Genomic DNA, 13,290 nt, shown 5'->3' with positions numbered 1-13,290 from the left:
GCATGACAAAGGCCGCCCCGATCTGGGACGGCCTGGGTGTGCGGTGGTGTGTGTGGTGCTAGTCGACGTCGATGCGGACGATCTGCGACCGGGCGATGTAGGTGGTGGCGGTGTCGTCGAGTGAGAAGGCGAGCACCTGGTTGTCGCCGGCGGTCCACTGCTCGACGAGTTCCATCACACCGTCGCCGGACATGCTCTGAATGGCGACCGAGCCGCCGTCAGTGGTGACGATGGTGACCTTCACCCCTCGGCCTCGATCCGGTCGGCGCGGGCACGGAGTACATGCCATGGCCACTTGGACGGCGTGAGAGACAGGGCATCCGCCGCCTCGCGCAGCGCCACCACCGCGCCCTCACGCCGGTACAGGTCAACCGACGCGTCGAAGTCGGCTTGCATGTCCCGGCGCGCCTGCTCGTACGCCTCCGCCCGCACCTGGGCGAGGAAGCGGTCGAACTCAGCAGCGGCCTCGCGCTCGTTCAGACCCCAGCGCTCCACCCAGGTGTCGCGCACCTCGTCCTCGGTGGGGACATAGTCGTTCACGATGCCTCCTCGTCGGGCTTGACCGTCGCGCGACCATCCAGGGCGTTCTCGACAAACTCGCGCAGGCCGTACGCCCAGAGCGCCTGGGGAGAGTCGCCCCCGTAGAGGTTGCACGCCTCGACGTCGAACGCCTTGGCCTGGTCGCGAATCTCCGACAGTGCGGCAACCGCACGGTCGGTCGCGGGCAGCAGCGCGAGCACGGCGTCGGCAATGCTCAGCCACTCCTCGTAAGCGCCTTCCTCCCACAGAGGATCGTCGTCTCGCCAGCCCTCGTCGGACCCTTGGAGCATGGTGTAGATCGTCCGGGCCACGGTCTCTCGCAGGTCACTCATCGGCCTCTCCGTTCAGCAGCGCGAGCACACGCTCCACAGATTCGAGCGCGATCCACACCCGGCAGTCGCACGAGGTGTTGAACTCGCTGTCGGTCAGGCTGATGCAGCGCGGGTCGTGGCTGCGTGCGACCGTCGTCGCCGCACGGACTTCACCGTCCCCTCCACATGTCGAGCAGACGAACGGCGTCGCAGCCTGACCCACGCGAACCTGCTCGTAGATCGCGCCGTCGCCACCGCACGTGGAACACGTCTGCGTCGTCGCCACCGGCTCGTCGGGGGTGAGGGCGGCGTTCCGCGACTGCACTTCCACGAGTTCAGCGTTGAGCTGCGTCACCGAGTCCGCGAGCTCGTCCGTCGCCAGGTCGAGACGCGTGATGGTCTCGCGGAGCTGCTGGTTCTGCCGGATCAGGTCGGGGATCACGGTGACGGCGTCGACGAGCGCGTCCGTGGGCCACTCGCCCTTCCCGGGCTTCGAGTCGAGCGCGGCCGTGTAGAGCGCCTGCGCGCGCGTCACGACGTCGTCGGGCTCGACGGCCGGCGGGACGGGCGCGTCCTGGTTGCAGGCGTCCCGCTTCCCGTGACGCCCGTCGCAACCGTGCTGGTGGATGACGAAGCACGTGTGGCCCAGCCAGTCGTCAGCCTCGGCGATCTGCTCCGGGTGGTCACATCGGCAGCACTTGCACGGACTGTCGGCGGGCTGGGGCTTCCACTTCGCGGGCGTGGTCATGCGATCACGACCAGCCACGCGACGAGGCCGACGAGGACGAGCGAGACCGCAGCGGTCCCGGGAGTCGTGGGCTTCTTCTGCTTCCCGACGGTCGCGACGGTCATGAGCGCGCCGAGCGCGAACCAGGCGAGCAGGACGATCTTGGGCCAGGTCATGCGGGGACTCCTTCGAGGGTCGGGGTGTTGCGCTGGAGGACGCGGGACACGGTGGACTTCGAGACGCCGACCTCGTCGGCGATGAGACGGAACGGGACACCCTGGGCCGCGAGCTGTTCGATCCGCGCGTCCCGTTCCGCGTCGGTGTTGCGGCGGCGCGTTGCGGATCGCTCACGGCGGGTCGCGGGCCGGTCGGGGTCTGGCGGTCGGGCTGGGCCCAGACGTTCTCCCGCCGGCGGGCGTCGAGGTCGACGACGTTCTCGGTCGTCGCGCGCGCAGGTCCGCGAGGGTGGTGCCCGCCGGCGGCACCGGGGGCGGGTCGGGCTGGTGCCGCGCGCACAGCGGGCCGGCCGGGTAGGGCCGGGTGGGGGCGCTCATGCTGCTCGCCTGTTCCGCTTGACGGTGTACCTACACCGTGTATAGGGTGTAGGTACACCACGACGGAGGGAAGCACGATGAACACCACGACGGTCGACCTGACCCGCAGCCGCAAGACCATCGCCTCGCTCGTCGGTCGTACGGCCGTCGTTGAGACCGGCGAGGGCCGCATGGTCGGCACGCTCGAGCGCCACCCCGCGAGGGCGCGCAGATGGCCGTGCGCATGGCCGACGGCCGTTGGGCCGCGACCGGCCCGCGCGTCGAGATCGTGGAGGACTGACGTGCCGAAGGGGACCGCGCTCCGCAACGTCCGGATCCCGGACGAGGTGTGGGAGCCTGCCAAGGTTGCCGCCGCAGAGAACGGGGAGACGGTGTCCGACGTCGTGCGTCGCGCGCTCGTTGAGTACGTCACGCCGCCACCGCCTCGAGAGCGGCAGCCCGCACGCTGAGCAGGTGCCGCAGCGCAGCCTCGGCCTGCTGCGGCACGACCCCGTTCCCGAGCGCCTTCAACTGCTCGTTGCGGGTCGTGCCCGTGTCGGTGACCCACCCGTCGGGCAGGCCCATCATCCACTCGACGAAGCGGGGCGCGAGCCTCGGAGCGCCCCCTTCCAGTCGGTTCCGTCGGTGAGGGCGCAGGTCGTCCGAGGATCGCGTCCCAGCGTGCGACCGCCGCCCCGTACTGCCCGAACGTCTCGGCTCGCCGCACGGTCGCGTCGGTCAGGGTGGTTCCGGCGTGGTGGCTGCCCGTCGCGGCATACGTCGCCCCGGACGCTCGGGAGTCCATCGCGGTGGGCGTCGGGAGCAGGGCGACCGCGCTCGGCAGCATGAGGTCGCCAGACGAGCCCCGCTGGTTGGGGCCGCCCTTGGTGCCGTCCGTGGCACGCGGCGTCGGGAGGAGCTGGCCGTTCCCGTTGCCGTGTGCCGACTTCATACGTTCGGTCCAGGCGTCCCACGCCTCGAGCTCCTTGCCCGCGCCCATGTCGTTGACGGCGGGCGTCGGGAGCAAGGTCAGAGCGTCGCGACGACCGTCCGCAGGTCCAGTCCGCCCGTCCCGTGTGCCCCTGGGCCGTTCGTGTCCGAGGTCCTCGGGCTCGGCAGCAGCGCCACCTCGAGCCCGTCCTTCCCCCGCGCTTCCAGTCCCTCGCTCGAGGTGTCGGAAGCGTCCCAGGCGAGGACGAAGACCCGGAAGCGTCCGTGCGGGGCTCCCACGTCGGCAGCTCGTAGGCCACACCACGCAGCGTCATACCCGAGTTCGGCCAGGTCTCCGAGTACACGACCGAGTGCCCGCAGAGGTGGCTCTCCTGGGTCTCCCACGCAGAACTCGCAGGACTCCACGTCGCCAGCGGTTGCTTCGGCACTGAGTGCTCCTCTCACGTTCTCCCACACGACGAAGCGCGGGCGGATGATCTCGATCGCGTCGCACATCGACGCCCACAGGCCCGAGCGGGTCCCGTCCCTCATACCGGCGCGCTTCCCGGCGTGCGACAGGTCTTGGCACGGGGAGCCGCCGCCGATGACGTCGACGGGCTGCACGGCGAGCCAGTCGACCTTCGTCACGTCCCCGATGTTGGGGGCGAGCGGGAAGCGGCGGGCGAGGATCTTCGACGGCGCGGACTCGAACTCGGAGACCCAAGCCGTCGTCGCGTTGAAGACCTTCTCGATGGCGAGCGCTAGACCCCCGTACCCGGCGAAGAGCTCTCCGGACTTCATGGCGCCTCCTTCCTGGTGTCGTCGTTCTGAGCCCCGTTCCCACCCGCACCCCTCCCCGTAGACCCGGGCGGGGTTTGCGTCGCTCCTGGGGCCGGTTCTGTGGGTGTGGCGGGGGTGTTTGGGGTCACTCGGTGACCTCTGCGACGGCGTAGCTCTTCCACTCGCCAGCCGGGTAGTAGGCGGCAACCTCGCCGCGGTGCGTGATGACGAGATCGCCGCCATCGACGCTCGCCTCACCGCGGTGACTGTTCATGGGCAGCGATCCGCCACGGAAGTCAGTCGCCTCGCCGTAGACCACGACGACCTTGCGGTCCTTGACCTTCTTCTTCGGTCGGAGCGCGGCGATCTCGCGATTGCAGTCGTCGATCTGGCGGTTCAGCTCCTCGCGGGCGTTCGTGATCGCCTGGAGCAGCGCGGCGTTGTCGATCCGGTTGCGCTTCATCGTTCGTTCTCCTGTTCGGGTTGGTCTTCGCCCAGCGCCTCTCGCTGGCGGCGGATCTGCGACCGTGCAAGCTCGGCGCCGGCACGGTTGATCTCGGCCTGCTCCGGTCGGGCGGTGGTGGGCACGGGTTGGTCGTTCTCGAGCTGCTCGGCGCGGCAGGCTGAGCAGTTGTTGGCCGGGAAGGATGCGTGCCCGGGTTCAGGGCATCGGTCGAAGTGGAGTGGGCTGGGGCTGTCGCCCGCACCCGTCGCCGACCACCAGGGGCCGGCCTCGTTCATCCGCTTCGGGGTGACGGTCTTCTCGTCCAGCGCCACCCACACGAGTGCGATCGCCACGTCCCGGACGGCTCCGTTCGCGTGGTGACGCTCGAGGAAGGTGACGAGGCTCTTCTCAGGCCAGCCGGGACGCAGCGCGTGAGCGGCTGCGGCCAGGCGGTGGATCTGGGTTTCGTTGAGCATCTCCAAGTCCAATCGGCTCGGTCTCGCGCGTTACGTAAGTGACGTTCTTGGTCTTGGATGAGTTCTCCCAACAGACCAAGGTGAGACGAAAGATCTGTAGGTCGGGTCGGGTCGGGTAGGGAAGGGGTTGGGAAGGGTTGGGTTGGGGTGCCGTTACTAACGGCGTTAGTAACGCCGTTACGACGCGTTACGCGACAACGTCCAGACCCTTCTTCCGCGCCTCCCTGCGCTTCTCCCGGAACCGCTTCTGGCGCTCCCGATTCATCTCCCGATCGCGCTCGATCTCTTCCTTCGTCATCTGGTAGTGCTCCCAGTCGTGGAACTGCCAGCCGGGCTCGCTCTCACGGCTGGACTGCGACCACAAACCGGCCTTGACCAGCAAAGATGCGAGCCTCTTGCCGTTCGGCCATGCAACGACGAACCACTCCGGGACGAAGCCCTCGGTCACGTACTGCGAGCAGTAGGAGCCAGCGAGAGACCACAAGCCCATCGCGGCCAGGCCAGCCGAACGTGACTTCGGGTGGCTGTGGAGGGTGTCGTCAACCTTGAACCACGGGATCGGAATCACCCCTCTCCGGAGGTCGCTCGCCGGTCAGTAGAGCGACCAGATCTCGGACCGTCATGAGCACGTACTGAGCCCCCGGATCGGCGTTTCGCATGCGTTTGGCGACCACGATTCCGGCGATCGCGTCGTCGTTTCCGCGCTCGATCTCGGCCTCGCGGACCCACTGCGCAGCCACCAAGCTGCCTGCGTAGTCCTTGCACTCGACGACCACACGGCCGCCCATGTGCCTCAGCCCGGCGATGTCTCCGCGGTCCTTCGCGCCCGTCTTGACGCGCCGGTCGATGCGGTCGTCGACATGCTCGGCGAGGTAGTCCGCGATGACGCGCTCAAACCTCGATCCGGCGGCGCGCGCTGATGCTCTGGTGCGGCTCACGACGCCTCCTTCAACGACGAAGCCCCCGGGGTTGCCGGGGCTTGGTGAGTGCTCTGCGGATTCGTTCGGCTTCGAGGTAGCCGTCGATGATGTCGTCGGGTGGGCGTTGGGCGATGCCTGCACGCCCGGCGCCCTGGGCGTTGGTGATGGCGGTCCTCTGATGCCAGTCACGGATGGCCTCGCGCTGCCGGTTGATGGGCAGGTCGTAGATCTCGGCGATCGTCATGCCGCCTCCTTCCGGATGCTCCTGGCGTGCTTGTTGAGGGGGTTAGCTGTCCACTCCTGGCCCGCCCAGATCCCGACGTCGTTGCGCTTCCTGGCGGTGGCGCACCTGGCCCACACGGGGCAGGTGTCACAGATCTCCTTGGCGATCTTGACCAGGCGGGCGCGCTCGTCACCGCGAGCCTCGTCGGGGAAGAACGGGTCACCCCCGGCTGCTGCGTAGATCGCACCCCAGTCCTTGCAGGCGGCCTCGTCGCGCCAGTAGCCGTCGTTCACGAGATCCTCCTCTCGAACTCGCGACGCACGACACCGGCCTCGTGCTGCACCAGGCGCGCGATGTCGCCTCGGCCCCGGCGTTCGGCGACGCGCAGGATCGATCTCGGGTTGGAGCCGAGCCGCTTGGATGCCATATAGACGGACTCGCCCATGCGGACCAGGGAGACGAACTCGTCAAGATCCAGGACATGGCGCTCCTTCCTGCGCACGCCTCGAGGCTCGTCGTCGGCGTCGATGTCGTTCCATGCCAGCGGGGGTGCCCAGCCGCGACCGATTGCCACCTGCCGCGTGCGTTCGGACGGGCCGACACTCCCGGACAGGTGCTCGTAGGCGGCATTGATCCGCTCGTGCTTCTTGACGTCGATGTTGGCGTCGCGGTGGGCGATCATCGCCAGGTTTGTCGTGCTGTAGCCCGTCTCGGCCGCGATGTCGACCAGGCGCCATCCGAGTGCATGGAGTGCTCGGATGCGGCGGACCGCGCCACGTGATCTGATGGTCTGGCGCACCTGGCCGCGAGCCTTGCGCAGACGGTAGGGCCTTGGTGCGCTCGGTGGCGGGGGAGAGCGTCATGACGCCTGCCCCTTGATCTCGGCCACGCGCTCGTTGATGAGCGCCTTGGTCTCGTCGCTCGCCGTCCGGTACATGGACCGCAGCACGTCCAGGTCGTTGCACGCGGCGATCTCTTCGGGGGTGGGGTCGAAGGTGTCAGTGGGCTTGGTCACTGCATGTGCACTGACTTGTGCACTGACGTCTGCACTGAGCGGCTTCACGCGCCACAACTTCTTGCGACCGGCTCCGGATGATCGGATCGACACCGAACGCTCGGAGTCGATGTGAGACAGGTGGCTGATGCGGATGCCGCCGACCTTCTCTTTGCCGAACATGACGTCGGGGTCGTTGTAGAGGGTCACGCTGCGGCCGACCCACTGGGTTCCGTCGGTTCCCCAGCACTTGGCGAGCACGTCGAGCATTCCCTTGCTGGGGCGCCAGACGCGGGGAAGTCACGCAGCCGAATCTCGGCCACCGTCTTACCTTCGCGCGTGCCGAGCTTCGATCCGGTGTCGATGGTGAAGGTGCGCGGGTTGACCAGCTCGATCGCGTCGAGCTGGTCGGACGTTGGGGCGAGGGCATCGGTGATGTCCATGTCAGAACTCGATTCCTGCGTAGTCGGGGGTTCGTTCGGTGAGGGGCAGCCCGTCGGTGGCCACGGTGTACGCGGCGACGATCTCGGCGGACCGTTCCTCGAAGGTGGCGACGGCGGCGAGGATGGCGCCTTGCCATGCGGGGTCAGGCAGCACTCGGCGCACGTACATCGGCATCCCGCCCGCGTAGGAGCAGTAGTCGATCCACTTGCGCCCAGACACGAGCAGCCCGCACTGGAGCTGGGCCATGTTCGCGGCAGGCACCTCGTCGACCAGGAACGTGCTCACCTGGGTCTTCTGGCGCCGGGACTTGATCTCGATGAGCCCGTCAGTGCCCACCAGGCCGTCGGGGGAGTAGCCGATCGGGAAGCCGAAGTCGTCGTTCACCATGAAGCCGATCTCCTCGACCGGCGCATAGTGCTCGGCGTAGTGCTCCCGGGCGAGCGGCTCTTCCTCGCTGCCGCGCTCCATGTCAGCCGACACCCAGGTCGGGTCGACGTAGCCGGTGATGCGCTCGGCGGTCAGGGTGAGCGTCAGGCCGCGTGAGGTCTCGTTGTCCGCGACCTTGAGGCCGGCCGTCAGCAGCTTCCCGACGGCCGACGCGGTGACGATCCCGCAGCGCGCCGAGAGCCACTCGTCGCTGCCCTGTTCGAGCTCGGGGTAGAGGTGGATGCTCATCCGTCCTCCCCAAACTCCCAAGGCTCCGGCGGCAACTCCGACAGGCCGACGGGCGGCAGGGTCCAGTCGGCGTCGTACGCGGCGTCACGGGCTTCCTCGCGCTCGTCGTGCAGGGCGTCGTCGAGGGGGTAGTGGTGCTTCATGCGATCACCACCAGCCACACAACGACGCCCAGGATGACGATCGAGCCGGTGGCGACTCCCGGCGTTGTGGGCTTCCTCGGCTTGCCGATGGTCGCGATGGTGACGAGCGCGCTGAACGCGAACCAGGCGAGCAGGACGATCTTGGGCCAGGTCATGACTTCCCCTTCTGTGCAGCGTTCTGGTTGCAGTCGTCGAGGGGGCAGTGGTGCTTCACGACGCACTCCCCTCGGGCTTCGGGGTGATGTCGAATAGGTAGTAGTCGCCCTGCCAGTCCTCGCGAACGGGGATGGTGACGCTGCCGATGAGGTCTTCTTCGCTGTTCTCGTGCCAGTCCCGCAGGTTGCAGACGTCGGGGTCGAAATGGCCGCGATGCGCGAGGCTGTCGTCGACGGTGGTCGTGGGTGTGTCGTAGGCCGGATAGTGGATCGGCACGCCGTCCTCGACGCGAAAGTCGTAGAACTCCTCGCAGTCGCACTCGAAGATCGCGTGGCACGACGATTCGGCGGGCGCGTGACAGTTCAGGGTCGTTTGCACGTACCCGTCGAACTCGATGGTCAGGGTGTGGTGACTCATGACGCCTCCCCATCTACGTCCTCCGGCTTCGGCTCGACCTTGATCGAGAACGTCAGCCCGAGGTCGTCTGCGACGGCGGCGATCTGGCCTAGGGTCGCGTCCTTGGAGTTGGCGACGAGCGCAACGAACCGCTGGGCCTTGGTCCCGGCGGCGAGCATGTTGTCGAGGAAGTTCATGACGCCTCCGTCCCGCAGCAGGTGCAGCCGTCGCCCTCGCACTGCCAGCACTCCCCGCCGGCGCATGGCAGACACTCGCCGCCCAGCTCGACCTCGAACGGATCCCCGGTCGCGGCTCGGTAGACGGGCGCGAGGGGCACGTCCTGCCTTGGTGCCGACGACGGGGCGGGACGATGGGAGAACAGGTTGCGGATGTCAGCCACGACGCACCTTCTTCCCGCGCCCACGACGGGCACGCTTCTGGGGATCGAGGAGCAGCAGCGCCACGATCACGACGACGACAAACAGAACGGCGCCCCCTGCTGTCAGGGCGGCGCCGTGGGTGGTGATCCAGTCGGTGGTCATGGTCTGATCCCTCTCAAGGCCATGCCCGTCTTCATGAGCGCGACGGCGTCCGCGTTGCGTGCAGCCAGCGCGTACAAGATCGCCGCCTGCACGACCATGACGACAGCGTCCGAGCCGAGCTGCTGCGCTTCGTCGATGACGTCGAACACCTCGACGCTGTTCCTCCCGGACGCGACGTCGAAGAGGCGTTGCGCCAGGGCTGCGACCGTCGCGTCGTACTCGTCGGGCGTCGGGCCGGGGCGGCGGTCGAAGTTGCCGGGGATGACGGTCACGACGCCGCCTCCTCGCGCTTGGTCCAGCCTCGGGCGATGAGGTAGCGGGCGGCGTTCTTGAACGACGCCGCGGCCTCGGTTGCCTCGTAGCGGGAGAGGTCGTCGGCAAGCGCCTTCACCTGCGCCTCGTCCACGGGCGGGTGCTTACGGGCCTGGTGCTGCTCCATTGCGAGATGCGCTAGCGCGACCACGTGGTGCCCGTCTGCGGTTCGGGCCGCGTACCACGCACCGCCCGCCTGGAGGCTACTGTCGTCGTCGGGGTCATTCACCACCTCGGGCAGCTCACTCGCCTCGATCACGGTGGCGTCGAGGGGGACGACCTGAACCTCGGTCCAATCCTCGGGGTGCATGAATTCGTAGTCGTCGGCGAAGTCCGCGACCTGGCCGTCCTCCGCCTTCCAGTACCTCGTCATCACGCCACCTGCCCAGGGGTCTCGTCGATGATCGGCTCGCCCCAACGGTCAACTTCACGCAGCACGGTGACGCTGCGCGCCTTGACCTTCGACGAGTCGATGGCGCGAATGTCGGCGACGGGCACCGTCACCTCAAGGAACCTGGTGGCGTCCGTGTAGTGCGACCGCGCCTGCCCGACTGTCGGCGAGACGTGCAGCCCGTACCCACAGTCGTGGCTGTCGAACCAGTCGGGTGCGGTGACCGTGGTGCCGGGCTCGTAGCGGGTCAGCTTGTACGAGTGGCCGGCGTCGAGGTTGTCGTCCACGGCCTTGAACAGGTGCACGAGCCCGTCGACAACCTTGGCGCCCGTCAGGTCGAGCCAGGTGTCAGTGTCGGTGGCGTCGACCTTGGTCATGTCGATGACGACACCGCCAGACAGGTCGACGCGGGTGGAGCGGAGGTGGACGGCTGTAAACTTCCCCGCCACGACGTGCGACGAGTCCCGCGCCACGACGCGCGACGAGCCCCGCGCCTCGACGCACGACGAGTCCCACGCCTCGACGCGCGACGAGTCCCACGCCACGACGTGCGACGAGTCCCACGCCACGACGCGCGACGAGCCCAGCGCCACGACGTGCGACAAGTCCCACGCCACGACGCGCGACGAGCCCAGCGCCACGACGCGCGACGAGCCCAGCGCCACGACGCGCGACGAGTCCCGCGCCACGACGTGCGACGAGGGCGTCTCGTTGATGCGCAGCCAGACACCAGCGTCCGACTCGATGTAGATGCGAGCGGACGTGTCGCCCTTGTGCTTGGCAAGCGCGGCATCCAGCTCGGCCTGGGTGTGAACGGTGATCGCGGTCATGTCAGTCGGTCTCCTTCGAGCTCGTGTCGTCGGCCGCGCACTCACGCACGACACGGTTGCGGATCGCGGACAGGCCGGCCTGGGAGGAGAAGGCGCGGGTGTGGACGATCGCGCCGGACGGGTGGACCTCGACCTGGGCGCGCAGGCCGTCGTCGTGCAGGTCGCCGTCGGACAGCGCGGACGACAGGAGGCTCGTGTCCGCGATCGGGGAGGCGAGTGCTGCCAGGCGCGCAACCTCGGCTCGATGCTCGGCCGGCGTCAGGGAGGACGGGCGGACGGGCGGACCGAAGCGCGACGGGTGACGACCGACACCGTCCAGGCGGTCCAGGCGGGAGACGTCTGCCGGGCCGGGGCTGACGATGTGCTTGCGGATGAAGCGGCGGAGGGGGTTCATTGGTTGGCCTTTCGGGGTCCGGTCGTCTCCATGTAGCGGGGCGCGACCAAGGTGGATGCGAGGTAGTCGGCGACGTTCTGGCGCGTGAAGCGCGGAGTGCGACCGACCATGTGGTGGGGGATCTCGTCGAGGTGGCGCCCAACCCAGTCGGCTGACTTTCCGCCGACTCGCTGGCCGAACCACTCGGCATCGAAGGTCTCGATGTCTTCCTGGTTGCTCATGCGGCGTCCTCCTTGATGAGCAGCGCCCGCAGGTCCTCGATGCCCTTGGGTGTGACGCGGATGGTGGGTGCAGCGACTTCCATCTCGCCGGTCCTGGAGTTGAGGAACGCGGCGCCCATGCGCTCAACGAGGCGTCCGGTGTTGAGCGCCGTCTGGTAGGCGTGCCAGCGATTCCGGTTGCCCTGGCGGAAGATCCAGCCGGCCTCGGCCATGAAGGTGAACAGGCGGGTCCGGCCGATGTCAATGCCGGGGTCGCGGCTGAGGATCTTCGCGGCCTCGTCGACCGCGTAGTCACCGGCGGCGCTGACCATGACATCCCAGGCTTCGGCGCGCGGGGTCAGCTCGGCTACCTGTGCCTTGGACTGCTCGATGACCTTCTGGGCCTCGATCAGCGCCGTGGCGATCAGCTCGGGGCCGGTGAGCGCGGGTGCTGCGCCGTAGGAGCCGGTCTTGCGGATTGCGGGCAGCACTTCATGGGTGACCCAGCGCTGCACAGGCTCGGCCGCCGGGGAGTCGCTGCGAAGGATGACCTTCCACATTCCTGACTCGTTGACGACCGGACGTTCGCGAGTGACCTCGCGCGAACCCTCAGTCAGGCTGAGGGTTGCTCGTCGCACCTCATCCTCGGCGAGCCGACCGGCGACCATTGTTGAGTTGCCGATGTTGAGCACTGCGCAGAGGTCGGCGAGTACGAACCACGGCTCGCCGTCGATGGTCACGACTCGGACGGCGTGGCCGTCGAAGTCGAAGGGGTAACCTCGTTCACGGATGGACTCCTATCTGTCTGTCGGTGCCCCCGGTCGTCGTGGTTGGTGACGGGGGCGCTGTCATGTCTGCGTGCCCGCGGCCCGGCTCGAACGGGCTGCCTGCCATCAGGGCGGGGCGGAAGTCTTTGTGCCAGCTCCACGCGCGGGACCGACCGCGCGGCTTGGCTCCGGGAGCGCCTACGACTCCTGCCTGGGCCTGTCGTCTCCACGACTGCTCCCTCTAGGCGTTTGCTCCGTCCGCGCGTAGGAGAGTTGTCGCGGTCCGGTACTGCTCGGCGTTCCCTGTATCCAGTTGTCAAGGTGCGTTTTGGGTGTGCTCCACCCACCCGGCGACCCCTTGCGGGTTCGCGGGCTATGCCATATGGCATGTCATGCGGCGAGCGAAGGCGCCTTTCGCATGAGGCTCTGAGGTGAGGTTCCGAGGCTGGCGCAGATCAGCGCGATCTCCCCGGTTGTCCAGTCGGACGTTCCGGTCATCCGTCGACGCAGGGTGCGCTCGGCGATGCCAGTGGTGCGGGAGAGGTCCGTGATCGACCGGCCCTGACTGTCGAGCGCAAGGCCGACATTCTGCGCCACCGTGGCGTTCAGGTCGTTCGTCATGGCTAGAGCATATGCCATATGGCATGCCTGTCAAGCCCTGCCGAGCGGGTGAAGTGCAGCCGTGTAGTTCGGGTGATCCGTGGGTGACGTTTTCCATGCCGTATTGCATGCCTCATGCACCCATGGCATACCCTGGGCGCATGCCTACAGGAACCAAGCCGGGGCCCAACGATCTCGACCGAGCGATCGCCGAGGCTATCCGGTCTGCCATGGCGGGCCGAACTCCGCCGCTGCGTCAGGCCGACATCGAGCGCATGACGCAGATCCCGCAGTCGAGCCTGTCCAGACTCCTCAAGCCCGCCAAGACTATGACGATCCAGCAGCTCGACGAGATCTGCTCGGCAGTGGGCATAGACGCCGCGGTCGTCTTGGGTGACGCGATGCGCACGGTCGCGGCCCAGCAAGCGCTAGTCGCACGGAGCAGTAGGACGGTCCCGGCGCGCCAGGCGCACGAACCGTCCCGATCACGTGCTCCGCGTGGAAAGGGCACCAGTCGCGCCAGCAGTCGGCACTGATCGGGCAACCCCCGCGCGGCAGGTC

32 protein-coding genes are annotated in these 13,290 nt (G+C 68.0%); 1 reads left to right on the top strand and 31 read right to left on the bottom strand.

Annotation, left to right across the window (positions count from 1 at the left end; all coding sequences use genetic code 11):
- Positions 1 to 58 precede the first annotated feature (58 nt).
- From QQK45_RS18880 to QQK45_RS18735, 31 genes are all read right to left on the bottom strand, one after another.
- Entirely contained in the window at positions 59 to 244 is a 186-nt protein-coding gene (locus QQK45_RS18880; RefSeq protein ID WP_284294536.1) for a hypothetical protein, read from the bottom strand.
- On the bottom strand, positions 241 to 540 hold the full coding sequence (locus tag QQK45_RS18875) for a hypothetical protein (protein WP_284294535.1): 300 nt from the start codon (positions 538 to 540) through the stop codon (positions 241 to 243). The genes QQK45_RS18880 and QQK45_RS18875 overlap by 4 nt, the downstream gene beginning before the upstream one ends.
- Positions 537 to 851: a hypothetical protein gene (locus tag QQK45_RS18870; RefSeq protein ID WP_284294534.1), complete on the bottom strand. Its 315-nt coding sequence runs from the start codon at positions 849 to 851 to the stop codon at positions 537 to 539. Before QQK45_RS18870 ends, QQK45_RS18875 begins: the two co-directional genes overlap by 4 nt.
- A gap of 13 nt (positions 852 to 864) precedes the next feature.
- Positions 865 to 1,599: a hypothetical protein gene (locus tag QQK45_RS18865; RefSeq protein ID WP_284294533.1), complete on the bottom strand. Its 735-nt coding sequence runs from the start codon at positions 1,597 to 1,599 to the stop codon at positions 865 to 867.
- A complete protein-coding gene (locus tag QQK45_RS18860) occupies positions 1,596 to 1,754 on the bottom strand; it encodes a hypothetical protein (protein WP_284294532.1) in 159 nt (52 codons plus the stop codon). The genes QQK45_RS18865 and QQK45_RS18860 overlap by 4 nt, the downstream gene beginning before the upstream one ends.
- The gene (locus QQK45_RS23460) at positions 1,751 to 1,876 is read right to left on the bottom strand and encodes a helix-turn-helix domain-containing protein (protein ID WP_431310352.1); all 126 of its coding nucleotides are present in this window, start codon (positions 1,874 to 1,876) and stop codon (positions 1,751 to 1,753) included. The genes QQK45_RS18860 and QQK45_RS23460 overlap by 4 nt, the downstream gene beginning before the upstream one ends.
- A 49-nt stretch (positions 1,877 to 1,925) precedes the next feature.
- Positions 1,926 to 2,132 carry a hypothetical protein gene (locus QQK45_RS18855; protein WP_284294531.1) on the bottom strand — a complete coding sequence of 69 codons (207 nt, stop codon included), beginning with the start codon at positions 2,130 to 2,132 and terminating at the stop codon, positions 1,926 to 1,928.
- 408 nt (positions 2,133 to 2,540) lie between these two features.
- A complete protein-coding gene (locus tag QQK45_RS18850; RefSeq protein ID WP_284294530.1) occupies positions 2,541 to 2,699 on the bottom strand; it encodes a hypothetical protein in 159 nt (52 codons plus the stop codon).
- A gap of 441 nt (positions 2,700 to 3,140) precedes the next feature.
- On the bottom strand, positions 3,141 to 3,842 hold the full coding sequence (locus QQK45_RS18845) for a DNA cytosine methyltransferase (protein WP_284294529.1): 702 nt from the start codon (positions 3,840 to 3,842) through the stop codon (positions 3,141 to 3,143).
- Between the two features lie 124 nt (positions 3,843 to 3,966).
- The gene (locus QQK45_RS18840) at positions 3,967 to 4,284 is read right to left on the bottom strand and encodes a hypothetical protein (RefSeq protein ID WP_284294528.1); all 318 of its coding nucleotides are present in this window, start codon (positions 4,282 to 4,284) and stop codon (positions 3,967 to 3,969) included.
- Positions 4,281 to 4,748: a hypothetical protein gene (locus QQK45_RS18835; protein WP_284294527.1), complete on the bottom strand. Its 468-nt coding sequence runs from the start codon at positions 4,746 to 4,748 to the stop codon at positions 4,281 to 4,283. Before QQK45_RS18835 ends, QQK45_RS18840 begins: the two co-directional genes overlap by 4 nt.
- Positions 4,749 to 4,929: 181 nt before the next feature.
- Entirely contained in the window at positions 4,930 to 5,190 is a 261-nt protein-coding gene (locus QQK45_RS18830) for a hypothetical protein (RefSeq protein WP_284294526.1), read from the bottom strand.
- Between the two features lie 91 nt (positions 5,191 to 5,281).
- Positions 5,282 to 5,680: a hypothetical protein gene (locus QQK45_RS18825; RefSeq protein WP_284294525.1), complete on the bottom strand. Its 399-nt coding sequence runs from the start codon at positions 5,678 to 5,680 to the stop codon at positions 5,282 to 5,284.
- A gap of 10 nt (positions 5,681 to 5,690) precedes the next feature.
- Positions 5,691 to 5,906: a hypothetical protein gene (locus tag QQK45_RS18820; RefSeq protein ID WP_284294524.1), complete on the bottom strand. Its 216-nt coding sequence runs from the start codon at positions 5,904 to 5,906 to the stop codon at positions 5,691 to 5,693.
- Positions 5,903 to 6,178, bottom strand: a complete 276-nt coding sequence (locus QQK45_RS18815) for a WhiB family transcriptional regulator (protein WP_284294523.1) — start codon at positions 6,176 to 6,178, stop codon at positions 5,903 to 5,905. The genes QQK45_RS18820 and QQK45_RS18815 overlap by 4 nt, the downstream gene beginning before the upstream one ends.
- Positions 6,175 to 6,684, bottom strand: a complete 510-nt coding sequence (locus QQK45_RS18810) for a hypothetical protein (RefSeq protein WP_284294522.1) — start codon at positions 6,682 to 6,684, stop codon at positions 6,175 to 6,177. Before QQK45_RS18810 ends, QQK45_RS18815 begins: the two co-directional genes overlap by 4 nt.
- Positions 6,685 to 6,744: 60 nt before the next feature.
- Complete coding sequence (locus QQK45_RS18805) at positions 6,745 to 7,089, bottom strand: hypothetical protein (RefSeq protein ID WP_284294521.1); 345 nt, start codon at positions 7,087 to 7,089, stop codon at positions 6,745 to 6,747.
- The gene (locus tag QQK45_RS18800; protein ID WP_284294520.1) at positions 7,086 to 7,322 is read right to left on the bottom strand and encodes a hypothetical protein; all 237 of its coding nucleotides are present in this window, start codon (positions 7,320 to 7,322) and stop codon (positions 7,086 to 7,088) included. Before QQK45_RS18800 ends, QQK45_RS18805 begins: the two co-directional genes overlap by 4 nt.
- 1 nt (position 7,323) lies before the next feature.
- Positions 7,324 to 7,998, bottom strand: a complete 675-nt coding sequence (locus tag QQK45_RS18795) for a lambda exonuclease family protein (protein WP_284294519.1) — start codon at positions 7,996 to 7,998, stop codon at positions 7,324 to 7,326.
- Entirely contained in the window at positions 7,995 to 8,141 is a 147-nt protein-coding gene (locus QQK45_RS18790) for a hypothetical protein (protein ID WP_284294518.1), read from the bottom strand. The genes QQK45_RS18795 and QQK45_RS18790 overlap by 4 nt, the downstream gene beginning before the upstream one ends.
- Positions 8,138 to 8,296 (bottom strand): hypothetical protein, encoded by a 159-nt coding sequence (locus QQK45_RS18785; RefSeq protein WP_284294517.1) that lies wholly within the window; start codon positions 8,294 to 8,296, stop codon positions 8,138 to 8,140. Before QQK45_RS18785 ends, QQK45_RS18790 begins: the two co-directional genes overlap by 4 nt.
- A gap of 55 nt (positions 8,297 to 8,351) precedes the next feature.
- Positions 8,352 to 8,714, bottom strand: a complete 363-nt coding sequence (locus QQK45_RS18780; RefSeq protein WP_284294516.1) for a hypothetical protein — start codon at positions 8,712 to 8,714, stop codon at positions 8,352 to 8,354.
- Positions 8,711 to 8,890: a hypothetical protein gene (locus tag QQK45_RS18775; RefSeq protein WP_284294515.1), complete on the bottom strand. Its 180-nt coding sequence runs from the start codon at positions 8,888 to 8,890 to the stop codon at positions 8,711 to 8,713. Before QQK45_RS18775 ends, QQK45_RS18780 begins: the two co-directional genes overlap by 4 nt.
- A gap of 195 nt (positions 8,891 to 9,085) precedes the next feature.
- Positions 9,086 to 9,235 (bottom strand): hypothetical protein, encoded by a 150-nt coding sequence (locus tag QQK45_RS18770; RefSeq protein WP_284294514.1) that lies wholly within the window; start codon positions 9,233 to 9,235, stop codon positions 9,086 to 9,088.
- Entirely contained in the window at positions 9,232 to 9,507 is a 276-nt protein-coding gene (locus QQK45_RS18765) for a hypothetical protein (protein WP_284294513.1), read from the bottom strand. The genes QQK45_RS18770 and QQK45_RS18765 overlap by 4 nt, the downstream gene beginning before the upstream one ends.
- Positions 9,504 to 9,920, bottom strand: a complete 417-nt coding sequence (locus QQK45_RS18760; RefSeq protein WP_284294512.1) for a hypothetical protein — start codon at positions 9,918 to 9,920, stop codon at positions 9,504 to 9,506. The genes QQK45_RS18765 and QQK45_RS18760 overlap by 4 nt, the downstream gene beginning before the upstream one ends.
- On the bottom strand, positions 9,920 to 10,768 hold the full coding sequence (locus tag QQK45_RS18755) for a DUF7666 domain-containing protein (RefSeq protein WP_284294511.1): 849 nt from the start codon (positions 10,766 to 10,768) through the stop codon (positions 9,920 to 9,922). Before QQK45_RS18755 ends, QQK45_RS18760 begins: the two co-directional genes overlap by 1 nt.
- A 1-nt stretch (position 10,769) precedes the next feature.
- Complete coding sequence (locus QQK45_RS18750) at positions 10,770 to 11,162, bottom strand: hypothetical protein (RefSeq protein ID WP_284294510.1); 393 nt, start codon at positions 11,160 to 11,162, stop codon at positions 10,770 to 10,772.
- Entirely contained in the window at positions 11,159 to 11,383 is a 225-nt protein-coding gene (locus QQK45_RS18745) for a hypothetical protein (protein WP_284294508.1), read from the bottom strand. The genes QQK45_RS18750 and QQK45_RS18745 overlap by 4 nt, the downstream gene beginning before the upstream one ends.
- Positions 11,380 to 12,102: a phage antirepressor gene (locus QQK45_RS18740; RefSeq protein WP_284294507.1), complete on the bottom strand. Its 723-nt coding sequence runs from the start codon at positions 12,100 to 12,102 to the stop codon at positions 11,380 to 11,382. Before QQK45_RS18740 ends, QQK45_RS18745 begins: the two co-directional genes overlap by 4 nt.
- A gap of 417 nt (positions 12,103 to 12,519) precedes the next feature.
- Positions 12,520 to 12,750 (bottom strand): helix-turn-helix domain-containing protein, encoded by a 231-nt coding sequence (locus QQK45_RS18735; RefSeq protein ID WP_284294506.1) that lies wholly within the window; start codon positions 12,748 to 12,750, stop codon positions 12,520 to 12,522.
- A gap of 140 nt (positions 12,751 to 12,890) precedes the next feature.
- Here QQK45_RS18735 and QQK45_RS18730 point away from each other — a divergent pair, with 140 nt between their 5' ends.
- Positions 12,891 to 13,265 carry a helix-turn-helix domain-containing protein gene (locus QQK45_RS18730; protein WP_284294505.1) on the top strand — a complete coding sequence of 125 codons (375 nt, stop codon included), beginning with the start codon at positions 12,891 to 12,893 and terminating at the stop codon, positions 13,263 to 13,265.
- Positions 13,266 to 13,290: the final 25 nt, after the last annotated feature.

It is taken from the genome of Luteimicrobium album (assembly GCF_030161555.1).
Classification (GTDB): Bacteria; Actinomycetota; Actinomycetes; order Actinomycetales; family Cellulomonadaceae; genus Luteimicrobium; species Luteimicrobium album.
Note: the sequence above shows the minus strand (reverse complement) of the source record. Positions and strands in the feature narration are given on the sequence as shown.

Bases quoted from the DNA above. Each gene is read 5' to 3' on its own strand.
- QQK45_RS18745 (WP_284294508.1), bottom strand. From the start codon at position 11,383: ATGAGCAACCAGGAAGACATCGAGACCTTCGATGCCGAGTGGTTCGGC.
- QQK45_RS18840 (WP_284294528.1), bottom strand. From the start codon at position 4,284: ATGAAGCGCAACCGGATCGACAACGCCGCGCTGCTCCAGGCGATCACG.
- QQK45_RS18820 (WP_284294524.1), bottom strand. From the start codon at position 5,906: ATGACGATCGCCGAGATCTACGACCTGCCCATCAACCGGCAGCGCGAG.
- QQK45_RS18860 (WP_284294532.1), bottom strand. From the start codon at position 1,754: ATGACCTGGCCCAAGATCGTCCTGCTCGCCTGGTTCGCGCTCGGCGCG.
- QQK45_RS18850 (WP_284294530.1), bottom strand. From the start codon at position 2,699: ATGATGGGCCTGCCCGACGGGTGGGTCACCGACACGGGCACGACCCGC.
- QQK45_RS18845 (WP_284294529.1), bottom strand. From the start codon at position 3,842: ATGAAGTCCGGAGAGCTCTTCGCCGGGTACGGGGGTCTAGCGCTCGCC.
- QQK45_RS18780 (WP_284294516.1), bottom strand. From the start codon at position 8,714: ATGAGTCACCACACCCTGACCATCGAGTTCGACGGGTACGTGCAAACG.
- QQK45_RS18795 (WP_284294519.1), bottom strand. From the start codon at position 7,998: ATGAGCATCCACCTCTACCCCGAGCTCGAACAGGGCAGCGACGAGTGG.
- QQK45_RS18730 (WP_284294505.1), top strand. From the start codon at position 12,891: ATGCCTACAGGAACCAAGCCGGGGCCCAACGATCTCGACCGAGCGATC.
- QQK45_RS18760 (WP_284294512.1), bottom strand. From the start codon at position 9,920: ATGACGAGGTACTGGAAGGCGGAGGACGGCCAGGTCGCGGACTTCGCC.
- QQK45_RS18790 (WP_284294518.1), bottom strand. From the start codon at position 8,141: ATGAAGCACCACTACCCCCTCGACGACGCCCTGCACGACGAGCGCGAG.
- QQK45_RS18750 (WP_284294510.1), bottom strand. From the start codon at position 11,162: ATGAACCCCCTCCGCCGCTTCATCCGCAAGCACATCGTCAGCCCCGGC.
- QQK45_RS18775 (WP_284294515.1), bottom strand. From the start codon at position 8,890: ATGAACTTCCTCGACAACATGCTCGCCGCCGGGACCAAGGCCCAGCGG.
- QQK45_RS18800 (WP_284294520.1), bottom strand. From the start codon at position 7,322: ATGGACATCACCGATGCCCTCGCCCCAACGTCCGACCAGCTCGACGCG.
- QQK45_RS18770 (WP_284294514.1), bottom strand. From the start codon at position 9,235: ATGACCACCGACTGGATCACCACCCACGGCGCCGCCCTGACAGCAGGG.
- QQK45_RS18755 (WP_284294511.1), bottom strand. From the start codon at position 10,768: ATGACCGCGATCACCGTTCACACCCAGGCCGAGCTGGATGCCGCGCTT.
- QQK45_RS18735 (WP_284294506.1), bottom strand. From the start codon at position 12,750: ATGACGAACGACCTGAACGCCACGGTGGCGCAGAATGTCGGCCTTGCG.
- QQK45_RS18855 (WP_284294531.1), bottom strand. From the start codon at position 2,132: ATGAGCGCCCCCACCCGGCCCTACCCGGCCGGCCCGCTGTGCGCGCGG.
- QQK45_RS18785 (WP_284294517.1), bottom strand. From the start codon at position 8,296: ATGACCTGGCCCAAGATCGTCCTGCTCGCCTGGTTCGCGTTCAGCGCG.
- QQK45_RS18865 (WP_284294533.1), bottom strand. From the start codon at position 1,599: ATGACCACGCCCGCGAAGTGGAAGCCCCAGCCCGCCGACAGTCCGTGC.